Below are 15,778 nucleotides of genomic sequence, written 5' to 3' on the forward strand. Positions count from 1 at the left end.
AGGTATGCTAAATTACATTATTGACAGACCGACCGACCAGTAATAAACATATATTTAACAATCAATTATTGGCTTTACTAGCTATAGATGAAGTCTATACGAAGGATCGAGAATGATTACCTGCAAAAAAAGCGCTAAAAACGAGTACATGGTTAGCCTCGAGCCATCCGAAATTGTCACTCACGCTATACCGAACGATTCCCTGCTAGCAGCATCCATTAAGCTGCTCTCTGAAAAGCGGTTTACAACATCAACGGCCTATTGTTTGGCTAATGCAATGAACATTGCGATCAATCACCTTAACTCACCGTTCATACATAAGCTTTTGCTTGAACCATCGCACAAATTATCAGTACATGACGTTATAGCCGGCTACAAAGAGCTAGAACATTTTATTGAGCAGTCCTCTTTGGTAAAAAAAAGCCCATTGAGTTCAGTGTTCCGTAGTTTGATGTCAGAGACAGGGGTCACAATGTCTGACGATCTGTCGATTGCTCGTTGTATGTTTATAACTCGATTCAGTAAAAGTAATAGATTACCCATGGCCACTTCGCCATGCTCCTCATCAGACATCTACGCAATACGAATTCTGTCTGTAAATACGAATTATGCCTACTGGACTATTGATCCCGATACTCTTCAAGGTGTTTTACACCCAGGGGGGTTATTGGCTCTCAGCCTCCAACATGCAGAAGCTGAATCTGTAAGTACTCCAATTCACGATGCCCTCCCTCAGGGGTGGCTTTTAACATTGCAAGCAATTGCGCATGCGGATAACAGTAGTAATATTCGACATTTGTTAAACAGCAAACCTAGTTCATTAAATGCTAAAGATATTTTAAAGGGGTTCACTCAGCTTGAAGATATATTACAGCAACAAAACATTAATTCTCCCAAAAATAAAAGCACTCAATTTCGCAAACTATTGAGTCGAGGAGGAAACATAAGCCATGGAATTACTGTAAATTCTTGCGAATTCAACAGCCGTTTCTTATCTAAAGGTGATAAAACACCTACCGAGCAACTGAGTCCCCCCGATTGTTGCTTCACAATAAAAGTACGCATAGGTGAGTCTTTTCGTTATTACTACCAGGCCGCTCAGTCAGTGCGACCTAATTCCCTTCTGGGCACAGCATTGACAAATTTATCACGTGATTCAGAGGAAACTCCTTCAACATATAGAAAGTTCCTATTTTTACGTAGAGCACTAAATGCTCTATCAGATGAAGGTGATATTGCACAAAAGTGTCCCTTTTTAGTTAAACAGCCCCACGACTTATCTACTATAGACATTATGCAAGGCACCGTGGCAATGCATGAAATTATTGCACGGCGCACAAATGGTACATCCCGACCTGAAATCAAAGAATTAACTGACTTTCTCTTTAAGTATGGTGAGTTGAGTGAAACAGCTAAAAATGCACTGAAGACCAAGAGAAAACCACCCAGAGAATCGGCTGTAATTCTGCATCCATCCAGTGACGAACTGTCCGAATTTTTGGCACCTAATGGCCTCCTTCAGACATGCTTTTCAATATCAAAGTGGGATGTTCTGACTACCGATAGTCAATCATATGAAAGCTACGTCACACGAACCTCGATCTCTAAGATACTTAGTTATTTAGTTGACCATCAAGATATTCCATATACGCGCTCACTCTTAAGGTTACCTCCTGCTAATATCAAACCGAGAGATATCTACTCTTGTTACACCGAGATAGAGTCAGTTCTGTCTAACAGCGGACTATCTGGGATAGGGGCTAATACGTTCATGACTTTCCTTGAAAGGAATGTAGGGGATATAAATAAAGGGCTTGCATTCGGTAGCATTTTCTTATTCGGACGACTAGCGAAAGAGAACGACTTGCTATACACACCAGAGCGCAAGTTTACGCTTCAGCTGGTTCATGGGAAGGATATCAATAAGAAATTTTTACCTTTTGACCCCAACCGATTATCAGGACTCATGTTACCCGATAGTTTGCTCCAAGAGTGCTTACTTGCTTCTGAAAATGAGTCAATGGACTACACAGCGGCAATGGGATTACGAAAAGAGTTAGGTGTTATTGCAAAAAGTAACCTGCTCTCCCTAAAAGCTTTGCTTAACAGCAAGAAGTGCAAAATCACCTCACCCATGATTATTGACGGATTGATTGAATTTGAGTCAATGCTGGAATGCGACTGTAAGCACAATAACCGATATCAAGTTACACGCAGTGAAGCCCTTCGTTCTTTCCTTAATAAATGGGCTGGGGAAATTGCAGGCGCTAACTCACTCAACGATCTGCCTTTTACGTCGCGTTTTGATAAGAACGGTCAGGTTAAGTGCATTGCGCCATTCACCATCAAGGGATCGGTGAACAACGGTAAACATAGCCATATACAGTTTAACACCTACCTGAACCCTGACATTTATAAGGCCGATGGCTTACTGACTACATCTCTTTTAGCCGCAAAACAGCAAGTGGGAACATACCCAGCGACAAAACTGCAACATTGGTTAACGCTGGTTGAGCACATCATAGAAAACCAGCATCGGCTTTCACTACCTATTAGTGCTGAAAACTTTCTAAGTACTCCATTAACTAAATGTAACCGAGCAAAGGCTGTACTGGCTCTCCGAGGTATAGAGGATCTGATCGAACTAAGGGACAGTGCTGATAAAGAGGCCGATTTCAATGCACTGATGGAATTGTTCGCTCTAAGTAATGGAAAGATTGCGGATGGAAGGTCTATATCGGAACTTGGTTATCGTAGTCGCTTCTCACCTGAACAAAAAAAACAAATTATCCAATTTATTGCCATAAACAAAACTCACGGTAAAGAAAAGATCAGTAATTACAACTGGGATGTATTACCACTAAAAAATCTAGCTCCCCAAAATGGACTTCTGATGATAGCCATAAAAAAAGCAGCAAAAAAATCTCAAGTTACCCCGGTTACACGAAACGTTATAAATAACGTCCATATTGCTGTAAAAATGATAAATAACACTTTAAATACGGCTATCATATCCATCACTGAGCGTGAAGCCAATCACCCTTTGCGTCATATATTGGTATCACCTGCAAACCAACTTAGTCAACGAGATATCAGACTAGGACTTACTAGGTTTGAGGATATTGTGGAGGCAAGCAGCAGAAGCAATAAAGGCAAGTTTTCCGAGAACTTCCGCAGATTCTTATCGATAAACGCGAATCCTTTATCAAATGGTTTTAAGGTTCGCGATTGCGGCTTCAAAACGCGCTTTTCCGCAAGGAAGGAGCGTAATGATGTCGAATTAATCACCCCAGTCGATGATAAAACTGGTAAGCCCCTTCCCTCTCCAATCATCCAAAATTATAAGTCAATCAAAGAGCTTAAAAACCAGCTCAATAACTATTACCAAGAACCCATTGTTGCTATAACAAAGGCTACCAGAAAAGAGATGCAGCTATATCACCAGCTAAGTACGGAGTTGTCCCCACTGGTTAAACGCAATGATGACGGCGAGTTTGCCTTCAAAACCCCTGATTTGCTTCAGGAATATGTAGCTCAAATAGCTAAAGGTAAAAATGAAAAGAATGGACAAAAGCTCAGCGAACTCGTTAACAGATTTGGACAGAAAGTCGTGCTTGCTGCGTTTCTACAATTACGAGCCGATACACCAATAGAACAACCTATTCATTGTGAAGGGAAAAGCATTCTTATCCACGATGACTATCGTCAGTGGTTTGGGAATAGAGCACCGAGCATGAAACCATTTTTCTGGACGCCATTTCTTCTTCCTCGGCAAATATTGTTAATGTGCTTCATTCGCCTAATCATCCATACCACCTGGAACAAGGACGTGATAGCCACTCTTCAAGGCAAAGATCTACCTTACCCGCTTCCTGCTAGTCGTTTTTTCATCCAAGGCAACAAGAATAAAGTTAAAAAAAACACCAAGAAAGTAGAAGTCACTCCCACTGACAATGAAGTGAGGGAAGCTATTGAGTTACTTAGCATTCATCATAAAAATATGGTGGAACTCGGATTAAACCCAGAAACCGTATGGGATACCCCGGACTCTAAGAACCTAACTTTTTTGAACTCTAGCGTGATCGATGCGTTTATTGACCGTTACCATCTACCCAAGTTTAGAATTGAACAGCTTGCTAAACATCAAATAAATGTAAGGAAGGGGGTTGATGGTAGTATTCATCAAAGCCAAATAGAGCGTAATCATGCTCAACTCAAGACGACCGCGGGTTACGTCGATCATCCGCTTGCCCGTCTATATTATGACGCCAATAACGCTGAATTTCAGCGGCGACTGGAAGCGACCGTCATGTTCAGGTATTCAGGTGCTGACTCACTACCCGAGTACGGTTTATCCAACAGTGATGTTGATCTGAAGCTGTTAGGCAATCCCAGCACTGAAACAAATGTACCCGACTGGTTCCTGCTACCGGATGGTTCAACCTGTATGGATATTTGGGCCTCGATAGATAAGGCAAGCAAGACACAACGGTGGTGTGGTGGTCGTAAGTGTCATGCGGGCGATGGTTGTCCACATAATCAGGTGATCATTAGCTCTAAAGATTTCGTGAATACACTCCGGCATCAGCATTGGTTTATCGAACGTTGCGAAGCTCTACTGCTTAAACACACTCGCGAATATTTCGACGAATATATTGCCCCTGCGATGCGTTTTACCTTTGGACTTACACGTTATGTTCAAACAGCTAATCCAGAAATGTACCGACAAGCAGAACAAATTTTGGCCGCGGCACAAGTAGGTGACGAATGAAACCAACAAACATATTGCCTTTAGGCGAGATCGAACACTTCGAAGACAGTTTATCTGACCGTATTGTAGATACCGCTAGTCGTTTATTTGTTGATGACGAGAAATTGGAGCTAAAAGGAACTGAACTACACTTTTACAGCAATATTGAGGGTCATCAGTATCATTCAGCACAAGATCTTGCGGACATATGGGTACCTGGCTCAGGTGGTTTTGAACATCCCGTACCGCTCCTTTTATATCCACATCATGCACAAACGATCGTTAAAGCAGTTGACACATTCGCCCAAGGGGTCGGTCATACGCCGTCATTCGCAAAGAGCGGTGCACCGTCAGTGATGTCAAACACGATCAAGTTCGTCGAATGGTCTTTACTTAACGATCACTATCAACTGCAGAGCATCTCCGAACGAGACATAAAACAGTTTTGCAAAGATATCCGTATAGGGGGAATAAATAATTTATTACGTATACCACAGCGACTAAACAATTTATGGAGCACTATCCATAACGATATCGAACTAATTAAGGGGATTATGACAGATACAGGAAAAACATCGGAATATAAATCATTGAAACTATCATCTATTAAAAAATCAATCGGTACATCCAGCCTGTCAGGTATGATCCCTAACAGCTTTTATAAGTTAGTTTCTCAGAAACTCAGAAGCTCCGGAGAAAACGTCCATATTGGCTTCGACAATAGAGGCTATAAGGGTTTAGCTCAACCATCAGCCAAGACATTAAATACACTTTTTGGTCAATGGAACGTGCTAGCTCGACAGGAAGAAGGCGATTCCATTCCGTTTTTACCGTTCAAAAATGCATATCAGCTAAGCAATAAACTTGGTAAGCCGCTAGGGCGTACCAAAAACCTTTGTGTTGAGCAGGTCATTCGGTTACTCGGTGAAGCACATCTTTGGGTATACAAAGCGTCGCCATTAATTATAAAAGCGGTAAAGGATTTAGCCGATCTTCGGTATACAAAACCGGAAAAAATGAAAGCGAAAGATGTTAGGCCCTACATTAGAAATACACTCTACCCAAAACAGATGTCATCATCTAATACTTTGGATGAGCTTGAGAACATTATAGGACTTAAAGTGTATCGCGGTGGACCAAATGGAAAGGTTATCTTAACTGATGACACATGGACGCTGACCGAGTGCATCACCGCGTTGATGTCGGCTTGTTATATAATGCTGCAGATCTACAACGCTCGGCGACAGGCTGAAATCAGCGATCCAGTCATAGGAATATCAAAGAAGGTACATTTCCGATGTGCCGATGAGGAGCACGGCTGGTATCAGGCTTGCTTTTATAACGAAAAACACGGTGGACGATACTGGTACACGCTGAATAAAAGCAGCACCAAAGCATTACAAACACTTTTCGACTTATCTGACGCATGGGATAGTAAGGGTCATGAAGGGTTATTTAATGTTCCACGTTTCAACATCGATACTCATTACAATATGGGCGCCTTCAAATACCATTACAACAAAGGTAAAGATAGCAACTATACCGGCGACAAATTTCTAGAACGAGCCTTAGGTGAAGATTTCACGTCTGTAAAAGGGTCACACATTTTCCGCCGCATTTATGCCGTTATTTACCACTACCAATATGAAAACAGTGAGTTACTCGCCTTATGTCACCAGCTAGGTCATGTAGATCCTGAAGTCACTGAAGTTTACGTCACCGATCCGGCTGCGCGTGATACGCATGAGCAAATTCAAAACAAAGTTAAACTGACCCAGACCGATACAACTACGTCTGCCATCCTCATCAAAGAGGAAAACAAGGCGCTGAATAAGGTCATCCAAGAAGTGGATATTGAGAAAACGGCAACAGATATTTTAGCCCTGTTGATGGGCACCCAAAGTATGGCAGGACGTTACCCTGCCTATCTAAAGCGAGTGTTCAAAATTCTTCATGGAAGTGTAAAATTCAATCAGAAAATACAAAATGAACACCAAACAACTTTTGCTGAACTTAGCCCTCAGCTTCAATGTGAAGAGATGGCGACAGTCATTTACAAGCGAGGACATCGCAACCACCCGAAACCACATAACACCTGCCACCGAAACCCCGAAATGGCAAGGTCTCACAAAGCCCCCTGCGACCCCGTACAGTGCAAAGGTTGCGCCTTTCAGGACGTCAAACAAACCCACCTAGATATCATGAAAGATGACTTGATTCAGTTACGAGAAATCGCAGCCAATCGACATGAATACATGCCACTAGAGCGCATGCAAGCATTGGAACAAGCCAAGAACTTGGAGCATGTAGTTGCCCAACATGAGCGCACTATCCTGAGCAACAGTTCGTTATTTACTGGTTTTTAGGAGGATCTACGGCATGGACAAACAACGTCGAGAAGGCATCAAGCGCATTGAGAAAAAAGTTGAGATTCTTGAAAAGTGGCTTAACACCGAAATTCCTTTTGCTTTAACAAGCAAAGGTAACCGTGAACTGGATAAGCAAGGGAAGTTCGAATTGGAGCATTTCCCCCTATCCGTATCAGCTCTACGAAATTGGAATGGTTCAAAAAACAGCCGTTCAACCGTCGAAAAATACTGTATTCCAGAAAAAACAACATCAACCAAAACATGGGAAGCCGCACCAGAGTACCTCAGAGAGCGTGTAACGGGTACAAAAACAATAGACAGCCTCTTCGTGCGATTAAAGAAAAAAGGGCTCATACAACGCGATAGCGGTCGTATTAGTCAAATTCGGGAACTAGAAGAAAAACTAGCTATTGCAAAACAAGATCATGCCGGCATTGCTCACGAAATGATTGGACTACGCCTTGAAAATGACACCCTTGCCGAAGATCTCCGCATCACTGAACAGAAAATGGAAGGCTTAAAGTTGCAACACAATACTGAAATTGATTGGCGAAACAGGCTGGCTAAACAGCAGAAAGAGCGCATAACCGAACTAGAAAAAGAAAAAGATATTCTGCTAAAACAGTTACTCGATATCAGCGAGAAGACAGGCATTTATCCAGATCAACTCGGACCAGAAACGAATGTCATTACATTAGAACGAGGCGATAAATGACTGACTCAAAGAAAAAGAAGGGTAATGTAGCAAAAGCTATTGGTGAACAGCGAGCTGATGCATTGGAAAACTGGTTGTCTAGCAACCCCAAAATTCCTCGGTACCAAGGCCGAGCAAACCAAGCGGCCATCGGTCGAAAGTTTGGCATCACCAAATCAACTTGGGGGTCAAACCCGCGTTTGAAAACACTCTGGCAACAAATTCAAACGAAAGCGGCACAACAAACCCGCAATACGGAATCACCGAATAATGCGACTCAGCGGCAACCTGAAGAAGTGCGAAAACTACTAAAGGATAAGGATAAGTTGATCGGATGGCTTCGACGTGAGCTAGCACGAGCAGAATCCAAGGTAGAGTTACTGCAAAAAGACGGGGCGGCAGAAGAATTGCTCATCCTAACTGGCCGGTATATACCATACGCACTGCTAAAGGATGAATCAGAGTCAGACACCGAACCAATGCCTAACAAGGGATAATGACGATGTCACTTCGAACACTTAAAACTAGTGGGCCTGTTACAGCACTAACGGGGATAGTAACCAGCATCCTCGACAGCAAAAGCGACGGCGAGCGACATTCAGCCATATTTAGAATCAAAGTTGGTAATCATTCATACCGTGTTGTTTGCCATTTCGGTGTTATACCTGACCAACCATCAGTACACGATATCTGGCATATCACAGGGCAACATAAATATGATAGCAAATACGGGCCTCAGTTCGTCGCCACAACAGGCGAACGACTTCCGATTGAAGCCTGCACGGATCAAGCTTTGGTTTGTGAGTACATCATCAAAAATCCAGCGTTCTCAGGTATTGGGTGTGGTTGGGTCGATAAATTAAATGATGCATTTCCTAAAACGCTAGTACAGACCCTTGAGTCTGTTGATGCGATGACGTTAATGGAGCACCCAAAATTGAAAATGCCGGAAGTTCTGGCTGAGTCATTGCTGCTAGGCTGGCGACATTGTTCCACCGAAATGAAGCTTCTCGCCTTCCTAGGTGAAAAAAAAATACCCCGCAACCTTGCGCGTAAACTAATTCGCTTATTGGGAACTCGATCTATTGAATGCCTCGAAAGTGATCCTTATCAGTTATTGGCTTTTATGCCAGCTAAAGACGCCATGGTTCAATGGCGAACGGTTGATTCGATAGCTCGCAAACAGTTTGCTATTAAGAAGGGCGACCCACGACGTGCAATCTCAGCCATTGAAGCGATCCTATATCAAGCATACGACGGCGATGGTCACATGGCCATGCCTATAACCTACGTGCAACACGCTTTAGATTACGAAGGGATAAAACATAACGTTTCTGACGTAGTACGACAGCATGGGCAATATTCCCTGATTGTTCACAATGAGACAGGGCTTGTACAAAATCAGGGACATTTTGCTTTAGAAAAAATTGTAGCCAAACGGCTAAATGATATAGCACACAATCATGACAGCTACCCAATCGCATTTAGATATAACCTCTTAAGTGAGTATGAAGAACAGACTCGCCTTAAGAAAAAGTTGGTTAAATTCAAACTAGATGAAACGCAATCTAGAGCAGTTAAATTTGTCACGGAGTCACGACTATCACAAATCACAGGCGGCGGGGGCACAGGAAAAACCACCATTATTTCAGCTATCGTCCATCAGTATGAAGCCCGAAAACGACCAGTTTGGTTACTTGCCCCAACAGGAAAAGCAGCCCGTCGCTTAGCAGAGGAGTCCGGACACAAGGCAGAAACGGTATTTTCTTTTGTACTACAGATGCGAGAACGAATTAAGGCCGGAGAGTTATTGCAGGCTCTGATCATCATCGACGAAGCATCCATGCTCGATACGCCATCAGCATACGCAATGCTTAAACTAATACCAAACAGCTGCCGCCTGTGTCTGGTTGGTGACGTTAAACAGTTAGAGCCCGTCGGTCCTGGCTTGGTATTTCATCAGCTAGCCTCTGATCCAAATTTGTGCGTATCATTAAGTCGTCCATATCGGCAAGAAGGTATATCTGACTTGCATAAGTTCTGCGATGCTGTTGGCAAACAGGATATAGCAACCGCCAAAAGCGTTCTGTATCAATACGATGCATCTCCAGAAGCAGATATCACATGGTATCAGCCTCACAACGTGTCAGTGCGCACGATGTGCAAGGCTGCACTGGACATCTGGTACGAAAAACGAAGCACTAGCAAGACATTGCAGCTGTTAGCAGCAACTCGCAAGGTATGCCAAGAAATAAACCAGGAACTTCAACTCATCCGGACTTTAAAGAAACGCCTACCTTCCAATGAAATTTACGGCCGAAAGTTTATTGAGGGCGACCCTGTCATCTACGAACAAAACAACAACTACCTAGGTATTTCAAACGGTTCCGTAGGGAAAATAACCGCGATTTTTGAACAACCCAGAACCATTGATTGCCGAGAGTGTATCGTCAGAATCGATTTCGAAGAAGAAGGACCGAAGTACTTGACGGAAACAGAGTGTCTATTTCTCGATTTAGCTTATTGTATTACCACTCACAAAAGCCAAGGCAGTCAATATGATGATGTCATCGTCATATTTGATGCTGATTACCTGATAGATAATTCGTGGATGTATACCGCGGCATCACGCGCCCGCAGCAGCGTTGTATTCATCAGTAACTATCACTCTATCGAGAAAACCATTACATCTCGCCCCAGTGCGACACGCCGCTATATTGGAAACCGTATTGTTATCCAGGAGGTTGCATGAGCGTCAAGGCAGAAACAAAGGCCGACTTAATTAAAGAAACCAAGGTCGACTTGCTCAGGACCACTTACTACGTATATCAGGATGCAGGCGGTAAGGTGATCTGGCCAGCGATCAATTTCATTAATTACGTGATAAGCGAGAAGGAATCCGATAGCACAATATCTACATATCGTCAGGCGATACGAAGTCTCTTTAACTACCTAGCCGATAATAGTTGGGCTGATATGAACGACAGGGAACTCATCAAGTACGCTCAATGGCAATTAAAGCGATCAGTAAATGAACCACGATGGCGTGGTGACATAAACGCTACCAAGCGGAACATCAATCATGATTATCTGATGCCGATATACGAATTCTACTTCTGGGCACAGCGGCAGGGGTTGCACCCCATGTTGATCGGGGTTCAACCAGATCAAGGAGCACAATATCAGATCACATCAGCTCTACCACTTCGCGATAAAGCTAAATCAAAAAAGGATGGTCCCAATCAGAAGCAACTCTATCCAAGGATCTTTACTAATTGTGGTGAAAATGACAATAGAACCAAACAAGCGGCTGAAGACTGGGAATTAGAACAGCTCAAGGATTACATAAGAACTAATTTTAACGGCTATACACGTGCTAGCTTGTTACTTATGGTGCGCATCGGTGACCAAACCGGCTCCAGAGAAATAGCACTTAGTGGTTATACTAGATTACAGTTCAGAAGAGACATAGTTGATCGAGAGTTGCTCAATACGAATAAGTCAGTGCTTGACGTTACGCCGCTCAAACAAAAGGGCGGTAACACCATGCCAGTAAAGTTTCCTTTACCTTTAATCAATGGTGTGGTTTCGTTTATAGAAAACGATCTACAGGAGTTTCTCGATAAAACAGGCTTCGAGCACCACAACGGTCACCTTTTCCTAAACTCAAAAAATGGAAAACCACTCAAAGCAGAAGAAATAACTAAGATCTTCAGTCGAATAACTAAAGCGCTTGGGTGGCCAAAAGGCAAAAGCTTCTATGCCTTGCGGCACAGATATGCCAATGAGCAAATGGATGTTCAGGCATCAATTAACGACGAATTGGGGTTCAGTCGAGAAGAAAATGCTGTCGCACTGCAAGTATCGCAGAATATGACCCATAGAAACAAAAAAACACTAATAAAAGAGTACCTTGAGTCACGTACACGTCATGGTTACAAAACCAAGGTGTATGAACAGTCTGAACTAATCCAAGAGCTTCAAGCACAAAAAGAAGAGCTATCACTGGAAACTCAACTGGCAATAGAGCGCGCAGAAGAGCAGCGGACACTAGCAAATAGGCTACAGCAAGAAGTTAAACGGCTGAAAAAACTCATAGAAAAATAAATTTAGATTGTTGTTACTTTCATAAGTGAAGTTAAGTGTGCCACTACAGGTAGTGTGTGATTCAGTGGATTTAGCCACCTGATTGGACGCTTCTTGATACTTGAAATAACTTGTACTAATTCAAGGTAACAGCTCTTTCGCATCACATCCGAGCACCTCCGCAATTTTGTACAGCTTATCGAGTGTAATGTTTACCTCTCCCCGCTCGATACGACCAATATAGCTTCGATCTATGTCTGAAATAAGAGCCAGCTTGTCTTGAGAAATGGCCTTACCTTTGCGCTTGTTGCGCAAGTTTCTACCAACGATTACCGCTAAGTCTTTCATTTTTATACCAGATAAAAACTAAGACTATCCTTAGTTGCGGAGAATAAAACCACGGATTATAATCCGCATTTTTTATACGCGTTAACGAGAGAGAAGTATGGCTAAACTCGGTTCCAAAGTAGTACCTCTAAACAGCTCACTTCATGAGTTGCTGGTAACGGAAAATATGAACAATTTTACAGTTTTGGAGCTGAGGGATCGGTTCCTGGAGTTAACCAATGACATAAAACCAGATAAAGCGCGCCTATATGTTTATAGGCATCTCGCTCGGCTTCAAAAGCTTGGCTGCATCGAAAAAAAACATGCGAAAAGTGATGATAAGCCTATCTACAGTAAAACGGAGCGTTTCGTTTCAATGAAATGGAATCTCCATAAAGGGCTGTCTGCACCGCCTACAAAAGCCAACAAAAAAATAGCTCAACAGCCGCCTGTAAATGCCCTCAAAGCAGAATTAGAACGAGCAGAAAAAGATTTTATCGCTTGTATCGAAGAGTCAAAGACTTACGTGACACTAGCAAAGCAATATCCGTTTCTCGCAGATCAATTAGCAAAAGCAAAAAAACTAGCTGAACAACAAAGCGCCAAACTAGTTGGAGAAATCCGAGCATTTAAAATGGCATTGGAAATTCATGATTAATCTCAGAGCTTGGCAGGCAAAATGTATAAACCACGCCCTAGCAAGCTATCAGTCTGGCCAAAAACACTTTCTTTGTCTTGCTACACCTGGGGCTGGAAAATCAGTAATGTCAGCTTCACTTGCCCATAAATTGCTGGAGATGCAAATGATCGATTTTGTCGTGTGCTTCTCACCTTCAAAGGCAATAGCTTTAGGTTTGACATCGACGTTTGAGAAAGTTCTTAACTGCCGTTTTGATGGACGAATGGGCGCTCAAGGCCATTCGTTAACTTATCAGTCTATGAATAGCCTAGATGAACAATTTTGGCAATTGTTTAACGACTATCGAGTTTTCGTGGTACTGGACGAAGTCCATCACTGCGCCGGGGACACGTACGAACGTGCAAATGCGTGGGGCCAAGTAATACTAAGAAACGTACAAAAGTTGGCGACATATACATTAGCTTTGACCGGCACGCCTTGGCGTACAGATGCCATACCAGTTTGTCTGGCAACTTATTCGCGCAACGACAAAATCATCTGTGACTATGTTTACGGCATACAAGAGGCGATTAATGATGGCGTTTGCAGACTGCCTAATCTTACCCTGTTTGATAATGATCAGCTGGTTTGTAGGCAAAGTACCCCCCAAACCTATAAAGGCATTAAGAATTATCTTGATTCACCTGAATCAGCATATTCATATCTGCTAAATAACGCTGATGTTATTCACCATATTTTTCAGGCAGCCTCAGCAAAGCTTTCGCAGCTGCAGCGCAAGTACGCAAATGCTGCTGGTCTGATTGTAGCTGAGTCGGTCAAACACGCACGACGGATTTGTGACATACTGACTTCAACATATGGCCAAACACCGGTGCTCGTTACACACCATGATCCCGATGCTCAACAAGTCATCAACACTTTTCGAACTTCAAAGCAGAACTGGATCGTCAGTGTTGGCATGATCAGTGAGGGAACAGATATCCCCCGCTTGCGAGTCTGTTGCCATCTCAGCAATGTAAAAACAGAACTTTACTTTCGTCAGATACTTGGCCGTATCATTCGGAATACAGATACACATAAGGCAAAAGCATGGTTGTACACACTGGCACACCCACTTTTGGTTGAGTATGCGCAGCGATTGAAAGAAGAGATACCGGAAACAAAGATCACACTATCAGGCTCCACTGTTCTGACGGGTAATGTTAAGGCTGATGCACTACCTATTACTGATAATCGTAATAGTAAGCTTATAGATGATATTTCATTTGGGAAATGGAACGAGAATACCGCACTTGAAAAGCCTGACTTTACACATCTAGTACACACTTCTGCTGACGATTACTTCAAAATTGTTGGCAACTACAGAGCAATGTTGGTTCGCCCTTTTGGTTGAAATTCTTTTTGAGAGCTTCAACCGTCGGATACTTAACACGAAAATGCCCCAAGATGTGTTTAGAGCGCAAGAAACCACCATGAGATTTATTTGTGAAACAAGCTGTTTCCCAATTGTCCAACAGGTTGTTGGACAAACTCTAGTAACCAATTATGCAAGAGGGTCTTGCACAATTGCGAAACAGGTTGTTTCGTAAATCACCTCTGCTCCAACCCGGTTCTGATCTCTTCGCTTCGGCAATAGAACTAACTAATGTGCAAAATATGCACATTGCTTATCAAGCAACTATCGAGGATTCCTCGGTAGTTGAACTGTTGCAATAATTGCCCGAGCAACGAGAAAGCTCAGTGATTGCAGATTCTGCAACAACTCATATCTGCCCCTTTTCTAGTTAGACGCTCATTTCGCAGTGTGCGAATCGCAACCTGCGGAATGAACTTCTCTTCCCCTTAAAGTATTTATAAACCATACATTTACGTGGTAAATCTAAAGGGTTCTAGCTTAGCTTGTCTAAAACACAGACACGACCATAACTACAAAAAGTAGCTCTATTACGCGCGACCAGCGGTCAATAGTAGCTGGTATTGACCGCCTTCAGTTCGGAATGCGTTTTCTAAAAAAAACGACAACTTTTTCACCTGCAATTAATTGTTACAAAACATGCACTTAGGTTGCTTTTTGTTGTCGGATTTCACGGTGAAATTGACAGGTAACCAACAGGGTTGGAAGCTTTACTAAGCGGCTTTCCGACAGCAAACATTATTCTCAATTTTCTATTTTACGTGATAACTGTAGCTTCAAGCTTGTCTGACTCGTTTGTGCCCCATTTCATTTCAGGACAACCCCCTTACGCTATAACGAATAACTCAGTATGCTATAAATAATCTAATCTCATTTTGAATGGAAAGGCGTACTATGAGCAAAAAACGGTTGTCTGAAAAAGAACTGCTGGAGGGGATGACACCCCATACTGCGCATAGTGATGATCTAGCCGAGGTAACATTGGATGAGTTAGGCCTTGAAATCTCTGAAAGTGATTACAAGGCCGCGTTGAAGCGAATTGAATCACTGTTTGATGTGGCCGAACCTAGCACTCCTGAAGGTGAAGAGCTAGAAAGGCTAGCGGCAATGGTTGAAGAGTATGAGGAAAAGCACTTCCCCATTTAATAACTGCAACGCACTTCTGCCCCAAGACGTGTTTAGAGCGCATGAAATTAACATGAGATTTATTTGAATAAGGTTCTACATTACGGCTAGTAGTCCATTATGCTATAAACTAATCTAATGTCATTTTCGAATCGAGAAACGGCTTATGAGCAAGAAAAAGCTATCAGAAAAAGAACTGCTTAAGGGTATTACACCTGAGACTGCCCACGCTGATGGGCTTGAAAAGCTAGTAATTTGGGTTGAAGGGTATGAAGAAGATCACTTCCCCTTTTAAACTAGCTAACCTTCAGTTTTGCCTCAATCAATTTAGATAGCAGTAAAATAATTTGTGCAAGAAGTCCTTGCACAATTG

At 42.7% G+C, this 15,778-nt stretch carries 11 protein-coding genes; 10 read left to right on the forward strand and 1 reads right to left on the reverse strand.

Features of this window, described 5'->3' with window-relative positions; translation table 11 throughout:
• Positions 1-112 precede the first annotated feature (112 nt).
• The 6 genes from AB4384_RS21915 to AB4384_RS21940 are packed head-to-tail and all read left to right on the forward strand — an operon-like array spanning position 113 to position 11,920.
• Positions 113-4,771, forward strand: a complete 4,659-nt coding sequence (locus tag AB4384_RS21915; protein ID WP_372130120.1) for a hypothetical protein — start codon at positions 113-115, stop codon at positions 4,769-4,771.
• Positions 4,768-7,116 carry a hypothetical protein gene (locus AB4384_RS21920; RefSeq protein WP_017068738.1) on the forward strand — a complete coding sequence of 783 codons (2,349 nt, stop codon included), beginning with the start codon at positions 4,768-4,770 and terminating at the stop codon, positions 7,114-7,116. Before AB4384_RS21915 ends, AB4384_RS21920 begins: the two co-directional genes overlap by 4 nt.
• Before the next feature lie 13 nt (positions 7,117-7,129).
• Positions 7,130-7,834, forward strand: a complete 705-nt coding sequence (locus tag AB4384_RS21925; RefSeq protein ID WP_017068739.1) for a hypothetical protein — start codon at positions 7,130-7,132, stop codon at positions 7,832-7,834.
• Positions 7,831-8,310 carry a hypothetical protein gene (locus AB4384_RS21930; protein WP_017068740.1) on the forward strand — a complete coding sequence of 160 codons (480 nt, stop codon included), beginning with the start codon at positions 7,831-7,833 and terminating at the stop codon, positions 8,308-8,310. The genes AB4384_RS21925 and AB4384_RS21930 overlap by 4 nt, the downstream gene beginning before the upstream one ends.
• A 5-nt stretch (positions 8,311-8,315) precedes the next feature.
• A complete protein-coding gene (locus AB4384_RS21935; RefSeq protein WP_017068741.1) occupies positions 8,316-10,565 on the forward strand; it encodes an AAA family ATPase in 2,250 nt (749 codons plus the stop codon).
• Positions 10,562-11,920: a site-specific integrase gene (locus AB4384_RS21940; RefSeq protein WP_017068742.1), complete on the forward strand. Its 1,359-nt coding sequence runs from the start codon at positions 10,562-10,564 to the stop codon at positions 11,918-11,920. The genes AB4384_RS21935 and AB4384_RS21940 overlap by 4 nt, the downstream gene beginning before the upstream one ends.
• A 120-nt stretch (positions 11,921-12,040) precedes the next feature.
• Here the strand turns inward: AB4384_RS21940 and AB4384_RS21945 are convergent, their stop codons facing one another.
• Entirely contained in the window at positions 12,041-12,247 is a 207-nt protein-coding gene (locus AB4384_RS21945; RefSeq protein ID WP_017068743.1) for a helix-turn-helix domain-containing protein, read from the reverse strand.
• Positions 12,248-12,344: 97 nt separating this feature from the next.
• On the opposite strand from AB4384_RS21945, the gene AB4384_RS21950 reads away from it, so the two are divergent.
• From AB4384_RS21950 to AB4384_RS21965, 4 genes are all read left to right on the forward strand, one after another.
• Positions 12,345-12,884: a hypothetical protein gene (locus AB4384_RS21950; protein WP_017068744.1), complete on the forward strand. Its 540-nt coding sequence runs from the start codon at positions 12,345-12,347 to the stop codon at positions 12,882-12,884.
• Positions 12,877-14,259, forward strand: a complete 1,383-nt coding sequence (locus tag AB4384_RS21955) for a DEAD/DEAH box helicase (RefSeq protein ID WP_017068745.1) — start codon at positions 12,877-12,879, stop codon at positions 14,257-14,259. Before AB4384_RS21950 ends, AB4384_RS21955 begins: the two co-directional genes overlap by 8 nt.
• 915 nt (positions 14,260-15,174) lie before the next feature.
• Entirely contained in the window at positions 15,175-15,426 is a 252-nt protein-coding gene (locus AB4384_RS21960) for a hypothetical protein (RefSeq protein WP_016797332.1), read from the forward strand.
• 145 nt (positions 15,427-15,571) lie between these two features.
• The gene (locus tag AB4384_RS21965) at positions 15,572-15,700 is read left to right on the forward strand and encodes a hypothetical protein (protein WP_017068746.1); all 129 of its coding nucleotides are present in this window, start codon (positions 15,572-15,574) and stop codon (positions 15,698-15,700) included.
• Positions 15,701-15,778: the final 78 nt, after the last annotated feature.

The sequence above is a fragment of the Vibrio sp. 10N.261.51.A4 genome, from assembly GCF_041471945.1.
GTDB classification, from domain to species: Bacteria; Pseudomonadota; Gammaproteobacteria; order Enterobacterales; family Vibrionaceae; genus Vibrio; species Vibrio crassostreae_C.

What these genes read in the sequence shown, in the direction of transcription:
- AB4384_RS21915 (WP_372130120.1), top strand. Translation starts at nt 113, where the DNA reads ATGATTACCTGCAAAAAAAGCGCTAAAAACGAGTACATGGTTAGCCTC.
- AB4384_RS21920 (WP_017068738.1), top strand. Translation starts at nt 4,768, where the DNA reads ATGAAACCAACAAACATATTGCCTTTAGGCGAGATCGAACACTTCGAA.
- AB4384_RS21925 (WP_017068739.1), top strand. Translation starts at nt 7,130, where the DNA reads ATGGACAAACAACGTCGAGAAGGCATCAAGCGCATTGAGAAAAAAGTT.
- AB4384_RS21930 (WP_017068740.1), top strand. Translation starts at nt 7,831, where the DNA reads ATGACTGACTCAAAGAAAAAGAAGGGTAATGTAGCAAAAGCTATTGGT.
- AB4384_RS21935 (WP_017068741.1), top strand. Translation starts at nt 8,316, where the DNA reads ATGTCACTTCGAACACTTAAAACTAGTGGGCCTGTTACAGCACTAACG.
- AB4384_RS21940 (WP_017068742.1), top strand. Translation starts at nt 10,562, where the DNA reads ATGAGCGTCAAGGCAGAAACAAAGGCCGACTTAATTAAAGAAACCAAG.
- AB4384_RS21945 (WP_017068743.1), bottom strand. Translation starts at nt 12,247, where the DNA reads ATGAAAGACTTAGCGGTAATCGTTGGTAGAAACTTGCGCAACAAGCGC.
- AB4384_RS21950 (WP_017068744.1), top strand. Translation starts at nt 12,345, where the DNA reads ATGGCTAAACTCGGTTCCAAAGTAGTACCTCTAAACAGCTCACTTCAT.
- AB4384_RS21955 (WP_017068745.1), top strand. Translation starts at nt 12,877, where the DNA reads ATGATTAATCTCAGAGCTTGGCAGGCAAAATGTATAAACCACGCCCTA.
- AB4384_RS21960 (WP_016797332.1), top strand. Translation starts at nt 15,175, where the DNA reads ATGAGCAAAAAACGGTTGTCTGAAAAAGAACTGCTGGAGGGGATGACA.
- AB4384_RS21965 (WP_017068746.1), top strand. Translation starts at nt 15,572, where the DNA reads ATGAGCAAGAAAAAGCTATCAGAAAAAGAACTGCTTAAGGGTATTACA.